General features: G+C 64.8%; 15 protein-coding genes and 1 pseudogene. 10 read left to right on the top strand and 6 right to left on the bottom strand.

The window, feature by feature from the left end; genetic code table 11:
- Positions 1-80: 80 nt before the first annotated feature.
- A complete protein-coding gene (locus DFO68_RS14785; RefSeq protein WP_208107448.1) occupies positions 81-278 on the bottom strand; it encodes a hypothetical protein in 198 nt (65 codons plus the stop codon).
- Positions 279-312: 34 nt separating this feature from the next.
- Here DFO68_RS14785 and DFO68_RS14780 point away from each other — a divergent pair, with 34 nt between their 5' ends.
- Together DFO68_RS14780 and DFO68_RS14775 are read left to right on the top strand one after the other, a co-directional pair.
- Entirely contained in the window at positions 313-1,413 is a 1,101-nt protein-coding gene (locus DFO68_RS14780; protein WP_133484391.1) for a pyridoxal phosphate-dependent aminotransferase, read from the top strand.
- A 200-nt stretch (positions 1,414-1,613) separates the two neighbouring features.
- Entirely contained in the window at positions 1,614-2,906 is a 1,293-nt protein-coding gene (locus DFO68_RS14775) for a glycerophosphodiester phosphodiesterase family protein (protein WP_133484390.1), read from the top strand.
- 65 nt (positions 2,907-2,971) lie between these two features.
- Here the strand turns inward: DFO68_RS14775 and DFO68_RS14770 are convergent, their stop codons facing one another.
- Complete coding sequence (locus DFO68_RS14770; RefSeq protein ID WP_133484389.1) at positions 2,972-3,856, bottom strand: helix-turn-helix transcriptional regulator; 885 nt, start codon at positions 3,854-3,856, stop codon at positions 2,972-2,974.
- Between the two features lie 88 nt (positions 3,857-3,944).
- Between DFO68_RS14770 and DFO68_RS14765 the strand changes: the two genes are divergently transcribed.
- From DFO68_RS14765 to DFO68_RS14730, 8 genes are all read left to right on the top strand, one after another.
- Positions 3,945-4,649 (top strand): ABC transporter permease, encoded by a 705-nt coding sequence (locus tag DFO68_RS14765; protein WP_133484388.1) that lies wholly within the window; start codon positions 3,945-3,947, stop codon positions 4,647-4,649.
- Between the two features lie 5 nt (positions 4,650-4,654).
- Positions 4,655-5,371, top strand: coding sequence for an ATP-binding cassette domain-containing protein (locus DFO68_RS14760; protein WP_208107446.1), 717 nt, complete (start codon positions 4,655-4,657; stop codon positions 5,369-5,371).
- 39 nt (positions 5,372-5,410) lie between these two features.
- The gene (locus DFO68_RS14755) at positions 5,411-6,229 is read left to right on the top strand and encodes a substrate-binding domain-containing protein (protein WP_133484387.1); all 819 of its coding nucleotides are present in this window, start codon (positions 5,411-5,413) and stop codon (positions 6,227-6,229) included.
- Positions 6,230-6,571: 342 nt separating this feature from the next.
- Positions 6,572-7,741 (top strand): isovaleryl-CoA dehydrogenase, encoded by a 1,170-nt coding sequence (locus DFO68_RS14750; RefSeq protein ID WP_133484386.1) that lies wholly within the window; start codon positions 6,572-6,574, stop codon positions 7,739-7,741.
- Positions 7,742-7,839: 98 nt separating this feature from the next.
- Positions 7,840-9,447, top strand: coding sequence for a carboxyl transferase domain-containing protein (locus tag DFO68_RS14745; protein WP_133484385.1), 1,608 nt, complete (start codon positions 7,840-7,842; stop codon positions 9,445-9,447).
- Between the two features lie 7 nt (positions 9,448-9,454).
- Complete coding sequence (locus DFO68_RS14740) at positions 9,455-10,282, top strand: enoyl-CoA hydratase-related protein (protein WP_133484384.1); 828 nt, start codon at positions 9,455-9,457, stop codon at positions 10,280-10,282.
- Positions 10,279-12,351, top strand: a complete 2,073-nt coding sequence (locus DFO68_RS14735; RefSeq protein WP_133484383.1) for an acetyl/propionyl/methylcrotonyl-CoA carboxylase subunit alpha — start codon at positions 10,279-10,281, stop codon at positions 12,349-12,351. Before DFO68_RS14740 ends, DFO68_RS14735 begins: the two co-directional genes overlap by 4 nt.
- Positions 12,352-12,568: 217 nt before the next feature.
- On the top strand, positions 12,569-13,486 hold the full coding sequence (locus DFO68_RS14730) for a hydroxymethylglutaryl-CoA lyase (protein WP_133484382.1): 918 nt from the start codon (positions 12,569-12,571) through the stop codon (positions 13,484-13,486).
- 136 nt (positions 13,487-13,622) lie between these two features.
- On the opposite strand, the gene DFO68_RS14725 is transcribed toward DFO68_RS14730, so the two are convergent.
- From DFO68_RS14725 to DFO68_RS14715, 4 genes and pseudogenes are all read right to left on the bottom strand, one after another.
- Entirely contained in the window at positions 13,623-14,312 is a 690-nt protein-coding gene (locus DFO68_RS14725; protein ID WP_133484381.1) for a VIT1/CCC1 transporter family protein, read from the bottom strand.
- 46 nt (positions 14,313-14,358) lie between these two features.
- Positions 14,359-14,565: pseudogene (locus tag DFO68_RS15880) on the bottom strand (IS3 family transposase); the annotation flags it as partial.
- 181 nt (positions 14,566-14,746) lie between these two features.
- Entirely contained in the window at positions 14,747-15,049 is a 303-nt protein-coding gene (locus DFO68_RS14720) for a type II toxin-antitoxin system RelE/ParE family toxin (RefSeq protein WP_133484380.1), read from the bottom strand.
- Positions 15,046-15,327, bottom strand: coding sequence for a type II toxin-antitoxin system Phd/YefM family antitoxin (locus DFO68_RS14715; protein ID WP_133484379.1), 282 nt, complete (start codon positions 15,325-15,327; stop codon positions 15,046-15,048). The genes DFO68_RS14720 and DFO68_RS14715 overlap by 4 nt, the downstream gene beginning before the upstream one ends.
- Positions 15,328-15,620 lie beyond the last annotated feature (293 nt).

Here is a 15,620-nt window from a genome sequence, read left to right as displayed (position 1 = left end):
AGTGGGTGTTGCGTTTCTGATTCGACATCATCGATCCCTTCGAAATCGGCCAGGCGATAGCTTAAACCAGTGTCTGGATTTCAGGGTCCACTATAGCCATCGCGCAGTGCCGGCAGGCTCACGACAGGAATGTCGAGCACGAAAGTGCGGTCGCGGCCGTCGCCACAGTAATTAAGGTGGCGCCCACAGGAAATCAGGCAACCCCGGCTGGCAGTGATGCGCTCCCCATGCCCCTCGATGGAGAGCTCGGTGGTCCCGCGCCTGACAGAACGTGACACAATCCCCTGAACCATAGCTGACTGGGAGTTCACGATGCCCCGCTTTCCCGACCACCTGACCGGCGACGGTCCCACCAACCCCTTCCCCGGAATCCGCGTGCTGGAGCGGCGCCTGGGCCGCGAGATCCCCCACCGCCTGGGCTCCAATGAGGGGCTCGACATGCCCCACCGCGCCCTGCGCGCGCACTTCGGCGACGCCATGGTCGAGCATGCCTACTGCTACGGGGATTCGGAGGCGCTGGGCGTCCGCCGGCGGCTCGCCGAGCAGCAGGGCATCCCCCTCGAGGCTCTGCTGGTCGACGCCGGGGCCGACAGCCTGATAGCGCTGACCCTGCGCACCGTGGCCGAGCCCGGCAGCGCCGTGGTGGCCACCGCCGGCACCTACCCCACCTTCGGCTACTTCGCCCGGGGCCAGGGCTGCCGGCTGGTCGAGGTGCCCTACGAAGCAGCGCCGGGCCGCCTCGCGCCGGATCTCGAGGCCCTGGCCGAGACGGCCCGGCGGAAGCAGGCCCGGCTGGTCTACCTGGCCAATCCCGACAACCCCAGCGGCCACCTGCACGACGACACGGCCATTCACCGCCTGCGCGATGCGTTGCCCGACGACTGCTGGCTGCTCCTCGACGAGGCCTACCATGACTTCCGCGAGGATGCCGAGGCCCCCTTCGCCCGCGAGGTGCTGCCTGGCGTGATCCGCCTGCGCACCCTCTCCAAGGCCCATGGCCTGGCCGGGCTGCGCATCGGCTATGCCATCGTCGAGCCCGAGACCCTGGCGATGATGATGAAGGTGCGCATCCATTATGCGGTCTCGACCCTGACCCTGGCCGCCGCCGAGGTGGTGCTCGACCACCCAGACGAGACCCGAGAGCACATCGCCGCGGTGCGGGAACGGCGCGAGCGCCTGGCCAAGCACTTCCGTGCGCTCGGCGCCGAGGTGCTGCCCAGCGCCACCAACTTCATCGCCATCCGCATGAAAAGCGCCGGGCTCGCCGAGCGGGTCCACCGCCAGCTGCTCGAGGCCGGGCGGCTGATTGCCCGCCCGGCTCACCCGGACCTCGGCCAGGTGCTGCGCATCACCGCCGTGGAGGATGCCCTGGTACCCGGGCGACTGCAGATACTGGAAGACGCCTTGAGATAGAGACATTGCTCGTCGAGACAATCGGCGTTATGGACTGGACACGTTGCAGGCGTGTAACGCCAGCCGACCCGCGACAGGCTGGCAGCGAGCGGGCAGATCACCAGCGTCACCGCGTTGTCATGGGCTTGGGGGCATGCTGGGCAGGTGTGATCTTCTTTCCATTAATCTCCTTTCCATCACAGAAGCACCGTGAGGTTTCCATGGCAACACGCTCCCCGATACTCACCCTCGTCGGCCTGTCGATGCTGCTGCTCGCCCCCGCAACCGTCGTCGCGCAGGATGAGGTTACCGCCGCCAGCCACGTCACCCTTGGCCCGCGGCCACTCTTTCTGGTCCAGGACATGGACGAAGAGACTCAGCGCTCACGTGAGCTCAAGGCCGAGCTCATGCGCTGTGCCGCCCGCACCGGCGACTGGCAGCGCAGCGACTTCAGCATCGGCCACCGCGGCGCGCCCATGCAGTTCCCCGAGCACACCCGCGAATCCTACCTGGCCGGCGCCCAGATGGGGGCCGGCATCATCGAGTGCGACGTCACCTTTACCGCCGACCAGGCACTGGTCTGCCGCCATTCCCAGTGCGACCTCCACTCCACCACCAATATCGTCGCCACCGACCTGGCCCAGAAGTGCAGCGTGCCGCCGGCCTTCAACGCGGCGGGCGAACTGACCAATGCCGCGGAGATCCAGTGCTGTACCAGCGATATCAGCCTGGCGGAATTCCGCACTCTCCAGGGCAAGATGGAAGGTGTCGACACCGAAGCAAGTAGCATCGAGGGCTACCTCGACGGCACGCCCGGCTGGCGCACGGACCGTTACAACACGCGTGGCACGCTGATGACCCACGCCGAAAGCATCGAACTGTTCAAGGCGCTGGGCGTGAAGATGACGCCGGAACTCAAGACGCCGAGCGTCGAGATGCCCTTCGCCGGCATGAGCCAGGCCGACTACGCCCAGAAGATGATCGACGAGTACAGAGCCGCTGATGTGCCGGCGAGCGACGTCTATGTTCAGTCGTTCAACCTGGAAGATGTGCGCTACTGGATCGACAATGCAGCCGAATTCGGCGAACAGGCTGTCTATCTTGACGACCGCTACAGCCTCGATGGCTTCGACCACACCGACCCCGCCACCTGGTCACCGAGCATGGAAGAGCTCGCCGACCAGGGCGTGCAGATCCTCGCCCCGCCGATGTGGATGCTGCTGGCGTCCAACCCCGAAGCGAGTGACAACGAGAGCCGCATCGTGCCTTCCCTCTATGCCGAGCGCGCCAAGGCAGCCGGTCTTGATCTCATCGCCTGGAGCTTCGAGCGTGCCGGTCCGCTGACCAACGACGGCGAGTGGTATCACCGCACCACAGATGACGTGATCGACAGCGACGGCGACAAGCTGCTCACCCTGGATGTTCTCGCCCGTGACGTCGGCATCATCGGCCTGTTCAGCGACTGGCCAGCCACCGCCACCTTCTACGACAACTGCATAAACGCCAAGGGTTGATCCCCCGTCGGGCCGCGTCCTGCGCGGCCCGACGCAGACCGCACAGTGATTCCCGCACTCCCTCCTCAGGCGTTGTAGACCACTCGCCCAAGCTCACCGATGTCATAGCCCCCCAGCGCCTCGGCCCGCTGGGCGAAACGCGGCTCCCGGGTAAAGGCGAGCAGGCGCTGTATCGGTGGCTCGAAGTAGCTGCGCCGCCGCAGGGCCAGGTCGAAGCACTCCTCATGCAGGGACATGAAGGTGAGTCCCTGGCGGCGGGCGGCGGCCTCCACGCCGAGTCCCGCATCCGCTTCCCCCTGACGCACCGCCAGGGCGAGATCGTCCTCTGAGAGCGAGGCGTGGGTGGTAAAGGTCAGCCGGCCGGCCTCGATCCCCGCTCGCGCCAATAGCCAGGTCAGCAACCGCTGGGCGCCGGCATCGGGCTGGCGATGGGCGACGCGTAGCCCCTGGCGGGCCAGATCCTTGATGCCGCCGATCTCCAGCGGATTGTCCGGCGCCAGCAACAGGCCCTGGCGGCGCCGAGCCCAGCGCATCATCACCAGATCGCGCATTCCCCCGAGGCCAAGGCGTGAGGGCTCGTTGTAACGGCCACTGTCGCTGTCCAGCAGGTGCAAGCCGGCCAACATCGCCTGGCCATCGATCAGTCGACGCACGCCATCGCCGCTGCCCTGGCACAGCAGTGCCAGCTCCGAGCCACTCTCGCGCACCGCCCACTCCAACAGCGGGTCCTGGCTGCCCGCCAGCACCAGCGGCACCGCGCGGGAGGTGGCCTGGTCGCCTTCCAGGTGGTTCATCAACCACAGATCGATGCTTTCACGTGGAAACAGCAGCTTGCCGGTCACACGAGCACAGGGAATGGCTCCCTGGCGCACCAGGTCGTAGACCTTGCGCTCCTTTAGTCGAAGGTAGTCGGCCACCTCGGCGGTGGTTAGATAGGCTGGATACTGCATATTCATGTCTTTGGCTGCATGGTTTCCTGCGTTGAATGCATCTTGCGACATCACGGCACAAGATGCCAGACAGACAACGGAGATCGCGATGTCCACCGATGCTGGCGCCTTCATGACCGCCCTGACCCTGATTCTCGGCCTCGATCCGTATCTGCTGGATATCGTGGCGCTGTCACTGCGTGTCTCGCTTTCCGCTGTGGCGCTGGCGGCGTTGATGGGGTTGCCGCTGGGCGCGGCGCTGGCGCTGTGGCGCTTCCCGGGGCACGCCGCCCTGGTGGTGGCACTTAACGCGCTGATGGGCCTACCACCGGTGGTAGCCGGGCTATGCGTCTACCTGCTGCTCTCGCGTGCCGGGCCGCTGGGCGAGTTGGGCTTGTTGTTCACCCCTGCCGCCATGGTGGTGGCCCAGGTGGTGCTGGTGATGCCGATCATCGCCGCCCTGGCCCGCCAGCAGGTACAGGAACTGCATCAGGAGTACCACGAACAACTCGCCTCACTGGGCCTGTCAAGACTGCGCATGATTCCCACCCTGCTGTGGGATGCGCGCCTGGGACTGGTCACGGTGATCCTGGCTGGCTTCGGTCGAGCCAGCGCCGAGGTGGGGGCGGTGATGATTGTCGGCGGCAATATCGATGGCGTCACCCGGGTGATGACCACCGCCATCGTGCTGGAAACCAGCAAGGGCAATCTGCCGCTGGCGCTGGGGCTGGGCATCGTGCTGCTGGGGCTGGTGGCGCTGATCAATGCCGCCGCCTACCTGATGGGCGAAATGGCTCGGAGGCGGCAGGGATGAATGACATGACGACACTGCCGGTCACCGACGTCCCTACCCTCGAGATGCAAGGGGTCACCTTCATTCACCGCGGCCAGCGGTTGCTGGGGCCGCTGGACCTGCAGCTGAGAGGCTGCCGACGGACCCTGGTGATGGGGCCTAACGGGGCCGGCAAGAGCCTGCTGATGCGCCTCGCCCATGGTTTGCTGAAGCCGACGGCTGGACGTATCCACTGGGAGGGCAGCGCGCCACGCCAGGCCATGGTCTTTCAGCGCCCGGTACTGCTCCGGCGCTCGGCCCTGGCCAATCTGACCTATGCCCTGGCCGTGACTGGCACGCCACTAGCGCAACGCCGGCCGCTGGCCCGCGAAGCACTGAAGCGCTTCGGCCTGGCGGCTCTCGAGACGCGGCCGGCACGCGTGCTCTCCGGCGGCGAGCAGCAACGCCTGACCCTGGCGCGAGCCTGGCTGCTCAAGCCCGAGGTGCTGTTTCTGGACGAGCCCACCTCGGCGCTGGATCCGGCCGCCATCAAGGCGGTGGAAGATGCAGTGCAGGAATTCCACGCCCACGGCACCCGCATCCTGATGAGCAGCCACGACCTACACCAGGCAAGACGCCTGGCCGACGAGGTGCTGTTTCTGAACCGAGGCTGCCTGGTCGAGCACAGCGATGCCCGATCCTTTTTCACGGCTCCTGCCTCTCGCGAGGCGCGAGCCTTCATCCAGGGGGAACTGGTGCTTTAACCAACCTCCTTCATCCTGCAAAAAAGTAAGGAAGCCATCATGCAACACAAAACACGCATTGCACTGACCGCCATCGGGCTGATAGGGCTATCGCTGGCTGCTCAGGCCCAGGACGGCGAGAAATACATCACTCTGGCCTCCACCACCTCCACCGAAAATTCGGGACTGTTCGATGCCATCATCCCGCAGTTCACCGAGGTCACCGACATCGATGTGCGCGTGGTGGCAGTCGGCACCGGCCAGGCCTTCGAGATTGGCCGTCGTGGCGACGCCGACAGCCTGCTGGTGCATGATACCGCCGGCGAGAAGCGCTTCGTCGAGGAGGGCTACGGCGCCGAGCGTGCCGACGTGATGTACAACGACTTCGTGATCATCGGCCCGAGTGGCGACCCGGCCGGCATCACCGACGCCGAGACCGTGGCCGAGGCGCTGACGCTGATTGCCGAGACCGAGGCTCCCTTCGCCTCGCGCGGCGACGATAGCGGCACCAACCGTGCCGAGTTGCGCCTCTGGGACTCCGCCGGTATCGAGCCTAGCGGCGAGTGGTATCGCGAGCTGGGCAGCGGCATGGGTGCGACGCTCAACACCGCCGCCGCCATGGACGCCTACGTGATGAGCGACCGCGCCACCTGGGTCGCCTTCGACAACCGCCAGAACCTGGAACTGCTCTTCGAGGGCGATGAGGCGCTGTTCAACCAGTACGGCAGCATCCTGATGAACCCCGAGCGCTTCCCCCACCTCAAGCATGACCTTGCCGAGCAGTGGCATGAGTGGCTGCTTTCCGACGAGGGCCAGCAGGCCATCGCCGACTTCGAGGTGAAGGGCCAGCAGCTGTTCTTCCCTAACGCCAAGCAGTAATCCTGTAAACCGGTCCCGTCACTCTGCTGACGGGACCCTGCCCAGTCTCGCCAGCAGCTCTTTTAGCCCGTTGCTCAGAAAACGGCGTTCGGCGCACTCAGCCGGGTGAACGGCCTCGCACTGCGTCCCTTGACCTCTCACCTCTCACCTCTCACCTCTCACCTCTCACCTCTCACCTCTCACCTCTCTTCTTCTACATTCGTCATAAACACGAAAACCTGCACTTTACGTTAACGTCAACCTGGCCTAGTCTTATCGCATCTGCCATTTTGATGACACCAGTTTGCCTGTTGCGTCGCCGCTCGCGCGGGACGCTTCACCTGACGAGACGGGAGCCACACCATGCATACGCCCTACCAGCCCCTCGATTTCGGCCTCGACGACGAGCTGAACATGCTACGCGATCAGGTCAATGCCTTCGCTCGCGACGAGATCGCTCCGCGCGCCGCCGAGATCGACGAGAACAACGAATTTCCGAGCGATCTCTGGCGGAAGTTCGGTGACATGGGTCTGCTCGGCATCACCGTGCCGGACGAGGACGGCGGCAGCGGCATGGGCTATCTCGCCCACTGCATCGCCATGGAGGAGATCTCCCGGGCCAGTGCCTCGGTGGGCCTCTCCTACGGGGCGCATTCCAACCTGTGTGTCAACCAGCTCAAGATCAACGCCAGTGCCGAGCAGAAGGCCAAGTACCTGCCCAAGCTGATCAGCGGCGAGCATGTCGGTGCACTAGCCATGTCAGAACCCGGCGCCGGCTCCGACGTGGTCTCCATGAAACTGCGCGCCCGCAAGAAGGGTGACACGTACATCCTCAACGGCAACAAGATGTGGATCACCAACGGCCCGGAAGCCAGCGTGCTGGTGGTCTACGCCAAGACCGACCCGGAGGCCGGCTCCAAGGGCATCACCGCCTTTATCATCGAGAAGGGCATGCCCGGCTTCTCCACCGCCCAGAAGCTCGACAAGCTGGGCATGCGCGGCTCCAACACCTGCGAGCTGGTGTTCGAGGAGTGCGAGGTGCCGGAAGCAAATGTGCTCGGCGAGATCGGCAAGGGCGTTCGTGTGCTGATGAGCGGGCTGGATTATGAACGCACCGTGCTGGCCGCCGGCCCCATCGGCATCATGCAGGCCGCCATGGACGTGGTGGTGCCCTACGTCCACGAGCGCAAGCAGTTCAACCACGCCATCGGCGAGTTCCAACTGGTGCAGGGCAAGATCGCTGACATGTACACCACCCTGAACGCCTGCCGCGCCTACCTCTACGCCGTGGCCGCCGGCTGCGACCGCGGACGGACCTCGCGCAAGGATGCCGCCGGCGTGATCCTCTACTGCGCCGAGAAGGCCACCCAGGTGGCGCTCGACGCCATCCAGCTGCTTGGCGGCAACGGCTACATCAACGAGTACCCCACCGGGCGACTGCTGCGCGACGCCAAGCTCTACGAGATCGGCGCCGGCACCAGCGAGATCCGCCGCATGCTGATCGGCCGCGAGATCTTCAACGAATCCGTTTAACCCAAGCCGTAAGCTATAAGCTGTAAGCTGTAAGTACCTGCCAAGCGGGGTTTTCTTACGGCTTCAAGCTTACGGCTTACAGCTCCCCGGAGGGGTACATGGCAATCCTGAATACCCAGATCAACCCGCGCAGCGACGTCTTCCAGGTCAACGACGTCGCCATGCGCCACGAGGTCGGCAAGCTGCGCGAACTGACCGCGTCCATCGCCCAGGGCGGCGGCCCCAAGGCCCGCGAGCGCCACGAGTCCCGCGGCAAGCTGTTCGTGCGCGACCGCATCGACCACCTGATCGACGAGGGCTCGCCCTTCCTCGAGTTCTCGTCGCTGGCCGCCCATGAGGTCTATGACTCCGCGGTGCCCACCGCGGGCGTGGTCACCGGCATCGGCCGCGTCTCGGGGGTAGAGTGCGTGATCGTCGCCAACGACGCCACGGTCAAGGGCGGCACCTACTTCCCGCTCACCGTGAAGAAGCACCTGCGCGCCCAGGAGATCGCCCGCAAGCACCGCCTGCCGTGCCTCTACCTGGTCGACTCCGGCGGCGCCTTCCTGCCTCGCCAGGATGAGGTCTTCCCCGACCGCGATCACTTCGGGCGCATCTTCTACAACCAGGCCACCCTGTCCGCCGAGGGCATTCCGCAGATCGCCGTGGTGATGGGCTCCTGCACCGCCGGTGGCGCCTATGTGCCGGCCATGGCCGACGAGTCGATCATCGTCAAGGAGCAGGGCACCATCTTCCTCGGCGGCCCGCCACTGGTGAGGGCTGCCACCGGCGAGAGCATCAGCGCCGAGGATCTCGGCGGCGCCGACGTGCATACCAAGAAAAGCGGCGTGGCCGACCACTACGCCGAGAACGACGCCCACGCCCTGCAGCTGGCCCGCGGCTGCGTCTCGCGGCTCAACTGGCAAAAGCGCGGCCAGCTCGCCATGCAGGCGCCCAAGCCGCCGCGTCTTGACCCCAGCGAGCTCTATGGCATCGTCGGCACCGACCTCAAGAAGCCCTTTGAGGTGCGCGAGGTGATCGGGCGCATCGTCGACGACTCCGACTTCGACGAGTTCAAACGCTACTACGGCGACACCCTGGTCACCGGCTTCGCGCATATCCAGGGCTACCCGGTGGGCATCATCGCCAACAACGGCGTGCTGTTCTCCGAGTCCGCGGTCAAGGGCGCGCACTTCATCGAGCTGTGTGCGCAGAGGAAGATCCCGCTGATCTTCCTGCAGAACATCACCGGCTTCATGGTGGGCTCTAAGTACGAGCACGAGGGCATCGCCAAGCACGGCGCCAAGCTGGTCACCGCGGTGGCCTGCGCGAAGGTGCCCAAGTTCACCGTGCTGATCGGCGGCAGCTTCGGCGCCGGCAACTACGGCATGTGCGGCCGCGCCTTTGAGCCCAACCTGCTGTTCATGTGGCCCAATGCGCGCATCTCGGTGATGGGTGGCGAGCAGGCCGCCGGCGTGCTCTCCCAGGTCAAGCGCGAGCAGATCGAACGCGAGGGCCGCGAGTGGACCAAGGAGGAGGAAGAGGCCTTCAAGGCGCCCACCCGCGAGCAGTACGAGCACCAGGGGCACCCCTACTACGCCAGCGCCCGGCTGTGGGACGATGGCGTGATCGACCCGCTGCAGACCCGCGAGATCCTCGGCCTGTCGCTGGCCGCCGCCATGAATGCCGAAGTGGAAGAGACCCGCTTCGGCGTGTTCCGGATGTGAGGTCGAGATGACACAGACAACTTCCCGACTGACGATCGACGACCGCGGCGTGGCCTGGCTGACCCTGGAGCGCCCGGACGTCCACAACGCCTTCGACGACCACCTGATCGCCGAGCTCAACGATCACCTGCGCCGTGTCGGCGAGCTCGCCCACCGCGGCGAGGTGCGCCTGCTGGTGCTAGGCTCCGAGGGCAAGAGCTTCTCTGCAGGCGCCGACCTCAACTGGATGAAGCGCATGGTCGACTATGACTTCGAGGACAACCTCGCGGACTCCCGCGAGCTCTCTGCGCTGATGCACGGCCTGGACACCCTGCCCTGCCCCACCGTGTGCCGCGTGCAGGGCGCCACCTTCGGCGGCGCCGTGGGCCTGGCCGCCTGCTGCGACATCGTCATTGCCTCCGAGAAGGCGAAGTTCTGTCTCTCCGAGGTGAGGATCGGCCTCTCGCCGGCGGTGATCAGCCCCTACGTGCAGCGCGCTCTGGGCTCCCGCCAGATGCGCCGCTACGCCCTGACCGCCGAGGTCATGGACGCCGCCACCGCCGAGACCCTGGGCCTGGCCCACCGGGTGGTCGCGCATGACGACCTGGACGCCGCCGTCGCGGCCATGGTCGACACTCTGCTTGGCACCTCGCCCCAGGCCAGCCGCGCCACCAAGGCGCTGCTCGCCGAGGTGGCCCGCGAGCCCGACAGCAACACCACCCGCGATCATACCTGCCGGGTGATCAGCGAGCTGCGGGTCAGCCATGAAGGCCAGGAGGGGCTCGCCAGCTTCCTGGAGAAGCGCCGCCCCGCCTGGGCCCCCGACTCCCCCTCGAACACGGAGCGCCGACAATGAGCCAGACGACCGATAACACCAAGCGCTTCGACACCCTGCTGGTCGCCAACCGCGGCGAGATCGCCTGCCGCGTGATGCGCACGGCGCGTGCCATGGGCCTGCGCACCGTCGCCGTCTACTCCGACGCCGACGCCAACGCCCGTCACGTGCGCGAGGCCGACGAGGCCATCCGCCTGGGCCCCGCCGCGGCCCGCGAGAGCTACCTCAACGTCGAGGCCGTGGTGGAGGCCGCGCGGCGCACCGGCGCCGGCGCCATCCATCCCGGCTACGGTTTCCTCTCCGAGAACGGCGCCTTCGTCGAGGCCCTCGACCAGGCCGGCATCGTCTTCGTCGGCCCGCCCGCCTCGGCCATCGCCGCCATGGGCGACAAGTCCGCCGCCAAGGCGCGCATGGCCCACGCCGGCGTGCCGCTGGTGCCGGGCTACCATGGCGACGACCAGGACGACGCCCTGCTCAAGGCCGAGGCCGAGAAGATCGGCTACCCGGTGCTGCTCAAGGCCAGCGCCGGCGGCGGCGGCAAGGGCATGCGCGTGGTGGAGTCCGCCGCCGGTTTTCAGACCGCCCTGGACGGCTGCCGCCGCGAGTCCCGAGCCGCCTTCGGCGATGACCGCATGCTGATCGAGAAGTACCTGACCCAGCCGCGCCATGTCGAGGTGCAGGTGTTCTGCGACAGCCACGGCAATGGCGTCTACCTCTTTGAGCGCGACTGCAGCGTGCAGCGCCGCCACCAGAAGGTGCTCGAGGAGGCCCCGGCCCCCGGCATGAGCGAGGGCCTGCGCCGCGAGATGGGCGAGGCCGCGGTGCGCGCCGCCCGCGAGATCGGCTATGTGGGCGCCGGCACCGTGGAGTTCCTGCTGGACGCATCACAAGGTCAGGATGGCGCGTTCTTCTTCATGGAGATGAACACTCGCCTGCAGGTGGAGCACCCGGTCACCGAAATGATCACTGGCCAGGACTTGGTCGAATGGCAACTGCGCGTGGCCAGGGGTGAGGCGCTGCCCCTCAACCAGGAGGAGCTGTCCATCACCGGCCACAGCTTTGAGGCGCGGCTCTACGCCGAGGATCCCGAGCAGGAGTTCCTGCCCGCCACCGGTACCCTGACACGCTTCGCCATGGACCTGGAAGGCACCGGCCTGGACCCCGAGCGCGTGCGCCTGGACAGCGGCGTGGAGACCGGCGATGTGGTGTCGATGCACTATGACCCGATGCTTGCCAAGCTGATCGTCCACGGTGACGACCGTGCCCAGGCACTGGCGACCCTCAACCGGGCCCTGGCCGCACTCGATGTTCAGGGCGTGGTCACCAACCGCGCCTTCCTGCAGCGGCTAGCCACCCATCCGGCCTTCAAGGCCTGCAAGCTGGACACCCGCTTTATCGAGAAGCATGAAGAGACCCTCTTCGCGCCGCACCACTACCGCATGGAAGAGTACGCCGGGGCCGCCCTGGTGGGTCTCAACCAGCTCTCCCGCGAGAGCAAGAGCGATTCACCCTGGGATCGCCATGACGGCTTTCGCGTCAACGCCCCGCATACCATTCGCATCGCCCTCTGCGATCCTGCCCACGCCCAGGACACGGACGACTCCGAGGCCGTGGTGGTGGTCAAGGGCACACGCGCAGACAACACCGGCCCCTGGCACCTGACCATCGGTGATGAGACGCTCACCGCACGCCTCGACCCGCTAGCCGGAGACGCCGTGGCGATAACCCTGAACGGCCACCGCCGCCGCCTGCAGGCGCGTCTGGTTGGCGAAGGAGCGCGCAACGTGGTGGTGATGGTCGACTCGCGCGGCGAGACCCGCCTGTTCTGGCGACGCATCGACGCCATCGACCATGGCCACCACGAGGCCGAGTCCACCCTCACCGCGCCGATGCATGGCACCGTAGTGGCGCTGCTGGTAGAGCCCGGTGTGCGCGTCGAGAAGGGCATGCCGCTGATGGTCATGGAAGCCATGAAGATGGAGCACACCATGTCCGCCCCCACCGACGGCCATGTGGCAAGCTTCCACTTCCAGACCGGCGATACCGTGGGCCAGGGCGACGTACTGCTCGAGTTCGCCCCCGACGAATAGCGCCGAGCGCCGAGCGCCAAGCTCAAGGCTAAGCCGCAACATTATCCTCCAAGGCTAGCGGCGCCGCAGACAGGTCGTAGAGGGGGTCCTATGCCAGGGATGGCATCGGTAACGCCCAGGGAAGGGTTCACAGCACCCCCTCGAAGACCTGTCGCCGGGAAAGCCGCGGCTAGTAGTCACCTCATCGGTTCGCCCTGAGCAAGACAGGAGAAGATTCATGGCATTTCCGAAATACGTTCGCCTGGTCGAGGTCGGCCCGCGCGACGGGCTGCAGAACGAGCCCGAACCGATCAGCACCACCACCAAGCTCGAGCTGATCGAGCGCCTCGGCGCGGCCGGCATCCGCTACATCGAGGCGGCGAGCTTCGTCTCGCCTAAGTGGGTGCCGCAGATGGCCGACCACCGCCAGGTGATGAAGAACCTCGCCCGCCTGGACGGCGTTACCTACGCCGCTCTCACTCCCAACCTCAAGGGTCTAGAAGCCGCACTGGAGTGCGGGGTCGAAGAAGTCGCCGTGTTCGGCGCCGCCTCCGAGGCCTTCTCGCAGAAGAACATCAACTGCTCCGTAGCCGAGTCCCTGGCCCGCTTCGAGCCGGTGCTCGAGCGGGCAAACGACACCGGCGTGCGGGTGCGCGGCTACGTCTCCTGCGTGCTGGGCTGCCCCTACGAGGGCGAGATCGCCCCGGACAAAGTGGCCGAGGTATCGAAAGCACTCTTCGAGATGGGCTGCTACGAGGTCTCGCTGGGCGACACCATCGGCACCGGCACCCCACTCAAGGCCAAGCGCATGCTCGAGGCGGTGAGCCGCGACATCCCAATGACCCAGCTCGCCGTCCACTTTCACGATACTTACGGTCAAGCGCTCGCCAACCTCTACGCCGTGCTGGAAGAAGGCATCAGCGTGGTGGACAGCTCCGTCGCCGGCCTTGGCGGCTGCCCCTATGCCAAGGGTGCCTCCGGCAACGTCGCTTCTGAGGATGTCGTCTACCTGCTTGACGGCCTCGGCATCAAGACTGGCATCAACCTGAACACCCTGGCCGCCACCGGCAGCTGGATCACCCAGGCCATTAGCCGGCCCAACCGCTCGAAGGTCGGCGTAGCACTGGCCGCGAAGTCAACACACCCAGACACCTAACACGCCCGAGCCGGATCTCTGGCGCGGAGCGCTGATTATCATAAGGCCAATACTTGGCTGACCATAGTTAACGCCCCCATCACATGATGGAACCGTGCATTGCCTTGCGTATCAAAAAACCAGCATGACCAAAAAATCAAACAGCTCCCCCAAACAAGGCACCCGCGCCTGCGGTCAACGCCATTGCCAGGGCTCCCCAGAAAGTGACTCGCCAGGCGGCGATAACAATAGAGGCACCGCCTGCTTTCGCTGCTAATGAACCTAGTAACGCAAGGAACAAAAGGGAGCTGCCTGGAACAGACCACATCAGCGAGGAGGCCGGGAACAACAGGGCGATAAGCAGAGGAAGGCTCGCGCCGACCGAGAATGCACCGGCAGACGCCAATGCCGCCTGAATCGGGCGAGCCGTAGAGACCTCTGAAATGCCCAGTTCATCGCGCGCATGCGCCCCAAGCGCATCGTGCTCCATGAGTTGAGCGGCTACGGTGCTTGCAAGCTCCGGATCCACTCCCCGCCTGACGTAGATCTCAGCCAATTCCGCCCGCTCCTGCTCGGGCGCGCTAGCCAGCTCTTCCACCTCCTTGGCAAGATCCGCCCGCTCCGTGTCGGATTGGGAACTGACCGACACATACTCCCCCGCCGCCATTGACATAGCGCCTGCAACCAGACCCGCAATACCGGCAACCAAGACAGCCTTGGAGCCTACCCCTGATGCGGCCACCCCCAGCACCAGGCTGGCGGTGGAAACGATCCCGTCGTTTGCGCCCAGAACCGCGGCACGCAGCCAGCCTATCCGTTCTGTCCTGTGCTTTTCAGCATGCTTCATATGATCTTCCCACCCCCCATTGTTGGATACCGATCTAAGCGATCCATCAGGCCTCGAAAGCCTCCGGGCTGATCATCCTGTATTCACTGAGCCAGCGCTGCCCGTTGTAGTCCCTCTCGATGTACTCGAACATGTGCCTCCACATAGCGCCCCGGGTCTAGAATCACTTGCCATGGATTGCCTCAGCCTTGAGGCTGTGGAAGACGCTCTCGGCGCCGGCGTTATCATAGCAGTTTCTCTTGGCGCTCATGCTGCACGTGAGCTAGTGTCGGGTCAGGTAGAGCCAGTCTTCACCGATTGGCAGGAAAGTATTGCCATCGCTCACCCCTCCGAAAACCAGGCTATGGCGGAAACGCAATACGCCATAACGCCCGGCTCACGCGCCGGTTTGGAGCCGCGAAGCGGCGGAAAATCGGTCGCTGTGCAGCCGCTGGTTATGTTTCGTCATCGTCGATTTCAGACATCCGTAATAGCTGGCTACTGCGACGCACAGTCAGAATATCAACCTGACCCTTAACGCTGTAAATAACCCGATACGTTCCGAATATCAGCTCCCTGATGCGGGGCGAGCCAACCTCAGGAACCATGCGCCCACTTTTAGGAAAGTCAGCTAATCGCTCTACCGTGGCAAATAAATCATCAACCCACCGTACCGCAGCATCTGGATTATCTTCTGCTATATACCAAGCTGTATCCTCGACACGCTCCAGCGCAAGCGGAGACCAAACAATCTTCATTGGGCCAGTCTGCTCAGAACTCGATCTTTCGCATCTTCGTGCGCAATACCATCCCCTGAAGCTATCTGTTCTTCAGCCTTATACACCTCTTCCAACACTTCAAGGCGCTCTTGCATCCTCTCGTACTCGTGAACATCCACCAATACTGCGACGCCACGACCTCTCTGTGTCAGTACCATAGGGCGGCGGGTTTCATGGATCTGCTTTACAAATGTGGCTACTCCTGCCCGGAACTCGGACAGAGGGCGAATATCTTCGTCGACGCGAACTCTTGACATGGAAACCACCTATGTACTCTTTTATGTACATAAAATTGTACGATAACGTATGAGGGCAGGCAAGGTGTCTGAGGAAAGAAACATAACGCCAGCCATAAGCGGCGCGAGGAACGAGCGTCCGGCGGCCGCAGGGAGCGAACTTAATTGCTTTGTTAGCTTTAATTGACCCGAACACTGAGAGAAATCCCTTTATTTGAACCTGATTACTCATGTTGATCAGCCACCATTCCGCCAGCTTTTCCTATACTGAGGTTATATCCAGTAGAGGAGGTAACGTCATGGCACGCAACCCG

This window comes from Halomonas ventosae (assembly GCF_004361885.1).
In the GTDB taxonomy this organism is placed as follows: Bacteria; Pseudomonadota; Gammaproteobacteria; order Pseudomonadales; family Halomonadaceae; genus Halomonas; species Halomonas ventosae_C.
This window is presented reverse-complemented; position numbering and strand designations above follow the sequence as displayed.

Bases quoted from the DNA above. Each gene is read 5' to 3' on its own strand.
- DFO68_RS14780 (WP_133484391.1), top strand. From the start codon at position 313: ATGCCCCGCTTTCCCGACCACCTGACCGGCGACGGTCCCACCAACCCC.
- DFO68_RS14775 (WP_133484390.1), top strand. From the start codon at position 1,614: ATGGCAACACGCTCCCCGATACTCACCCTCGTCGGCCTGTCGATGCTG.
- DFO68_RS14770 (WP_133484389.1), bottom strand. From the start codon at position 3,856: ATGCAGTATCCAGCCTATCTAACCACCGCCGAGGTGGCCGACTACCTT.
- DFO68_RS14765 (WP_133484388.1), top strand. From the start codon at position 3,945: ATGTCCACCGATGCTGGCGCCTTCATGACCGCCCTGACCCTGATTCTC.
- DFO68_RS14760 (WP_208107446.1), top strand. From the start codon at position 4,655: ATGACGACACTGCCGGTCACCGACGTCCCTACCCTCGAGATGCAAGGG.
- DFO68_RS14755 (WP_133484387.1), top strand. From the start codon at position 5,411: ATGCAACACAAAACACGCATTGCACTGACCGCCATCGGGCTGATAGGG.
- DFO68_RS14750 (WP_133484386.1), top strand. From the start codon at position 6,572: ATGCATACGCCCTACCAGCCCCTCGATTTCGGCCTCGACGACGAGCTG.
- DFO68_RS14745 (WP_133484385.1), top strand. From the start codon at position 7,840: ATGGCAATCCTGAATACCCAGATCAACCCGCGCAGCGACGTCTTCCAG.
- DFO68_RS14740 (WP_133484384.1), top strand. From the start codon at position 9,455: ATGACACAGACAACTTCCCGACTGACGATCGACGACCGCGGCGTGGCC.
- DFO68_RS14735 (WP_133484383.1), top strand. From the start codon at position 10,279: ATGAGCCAGACGACCGATAACACCAAGCGCTTCGACACCCTGCTGGTC.
- DFO68_RS14730 (WP_133484382.1), top strand. From the start codon at position 12,569: ATGGCATTTCCGAAATACGTTCGCCTGGTCGAGGTCGGCCCGCGCGAC.
- DFO68_RS14725 (WP_133484381.1), bottom strand. From the start codon at position 14,312: ATGAAGCATGCTGAAAAGCACAGGACAGAACGGATAGGCTGGCTGCGT.
- DFO68_RS14720 (WP_133484380.1), bottom strand. From the start codon at position 15,049: ATGAAGATTGTTTGGTCTCCGCTTGCGCTGGAGCGTGTCGAGGATACA.
- DFO68_RS14715 (WP_133484379.1), bottom strand. From the start codon at position 15,327: ATGTCAAGAGTTCGCGTCGACGAAGATATTCGCCCTCTGTCCGAGTTC.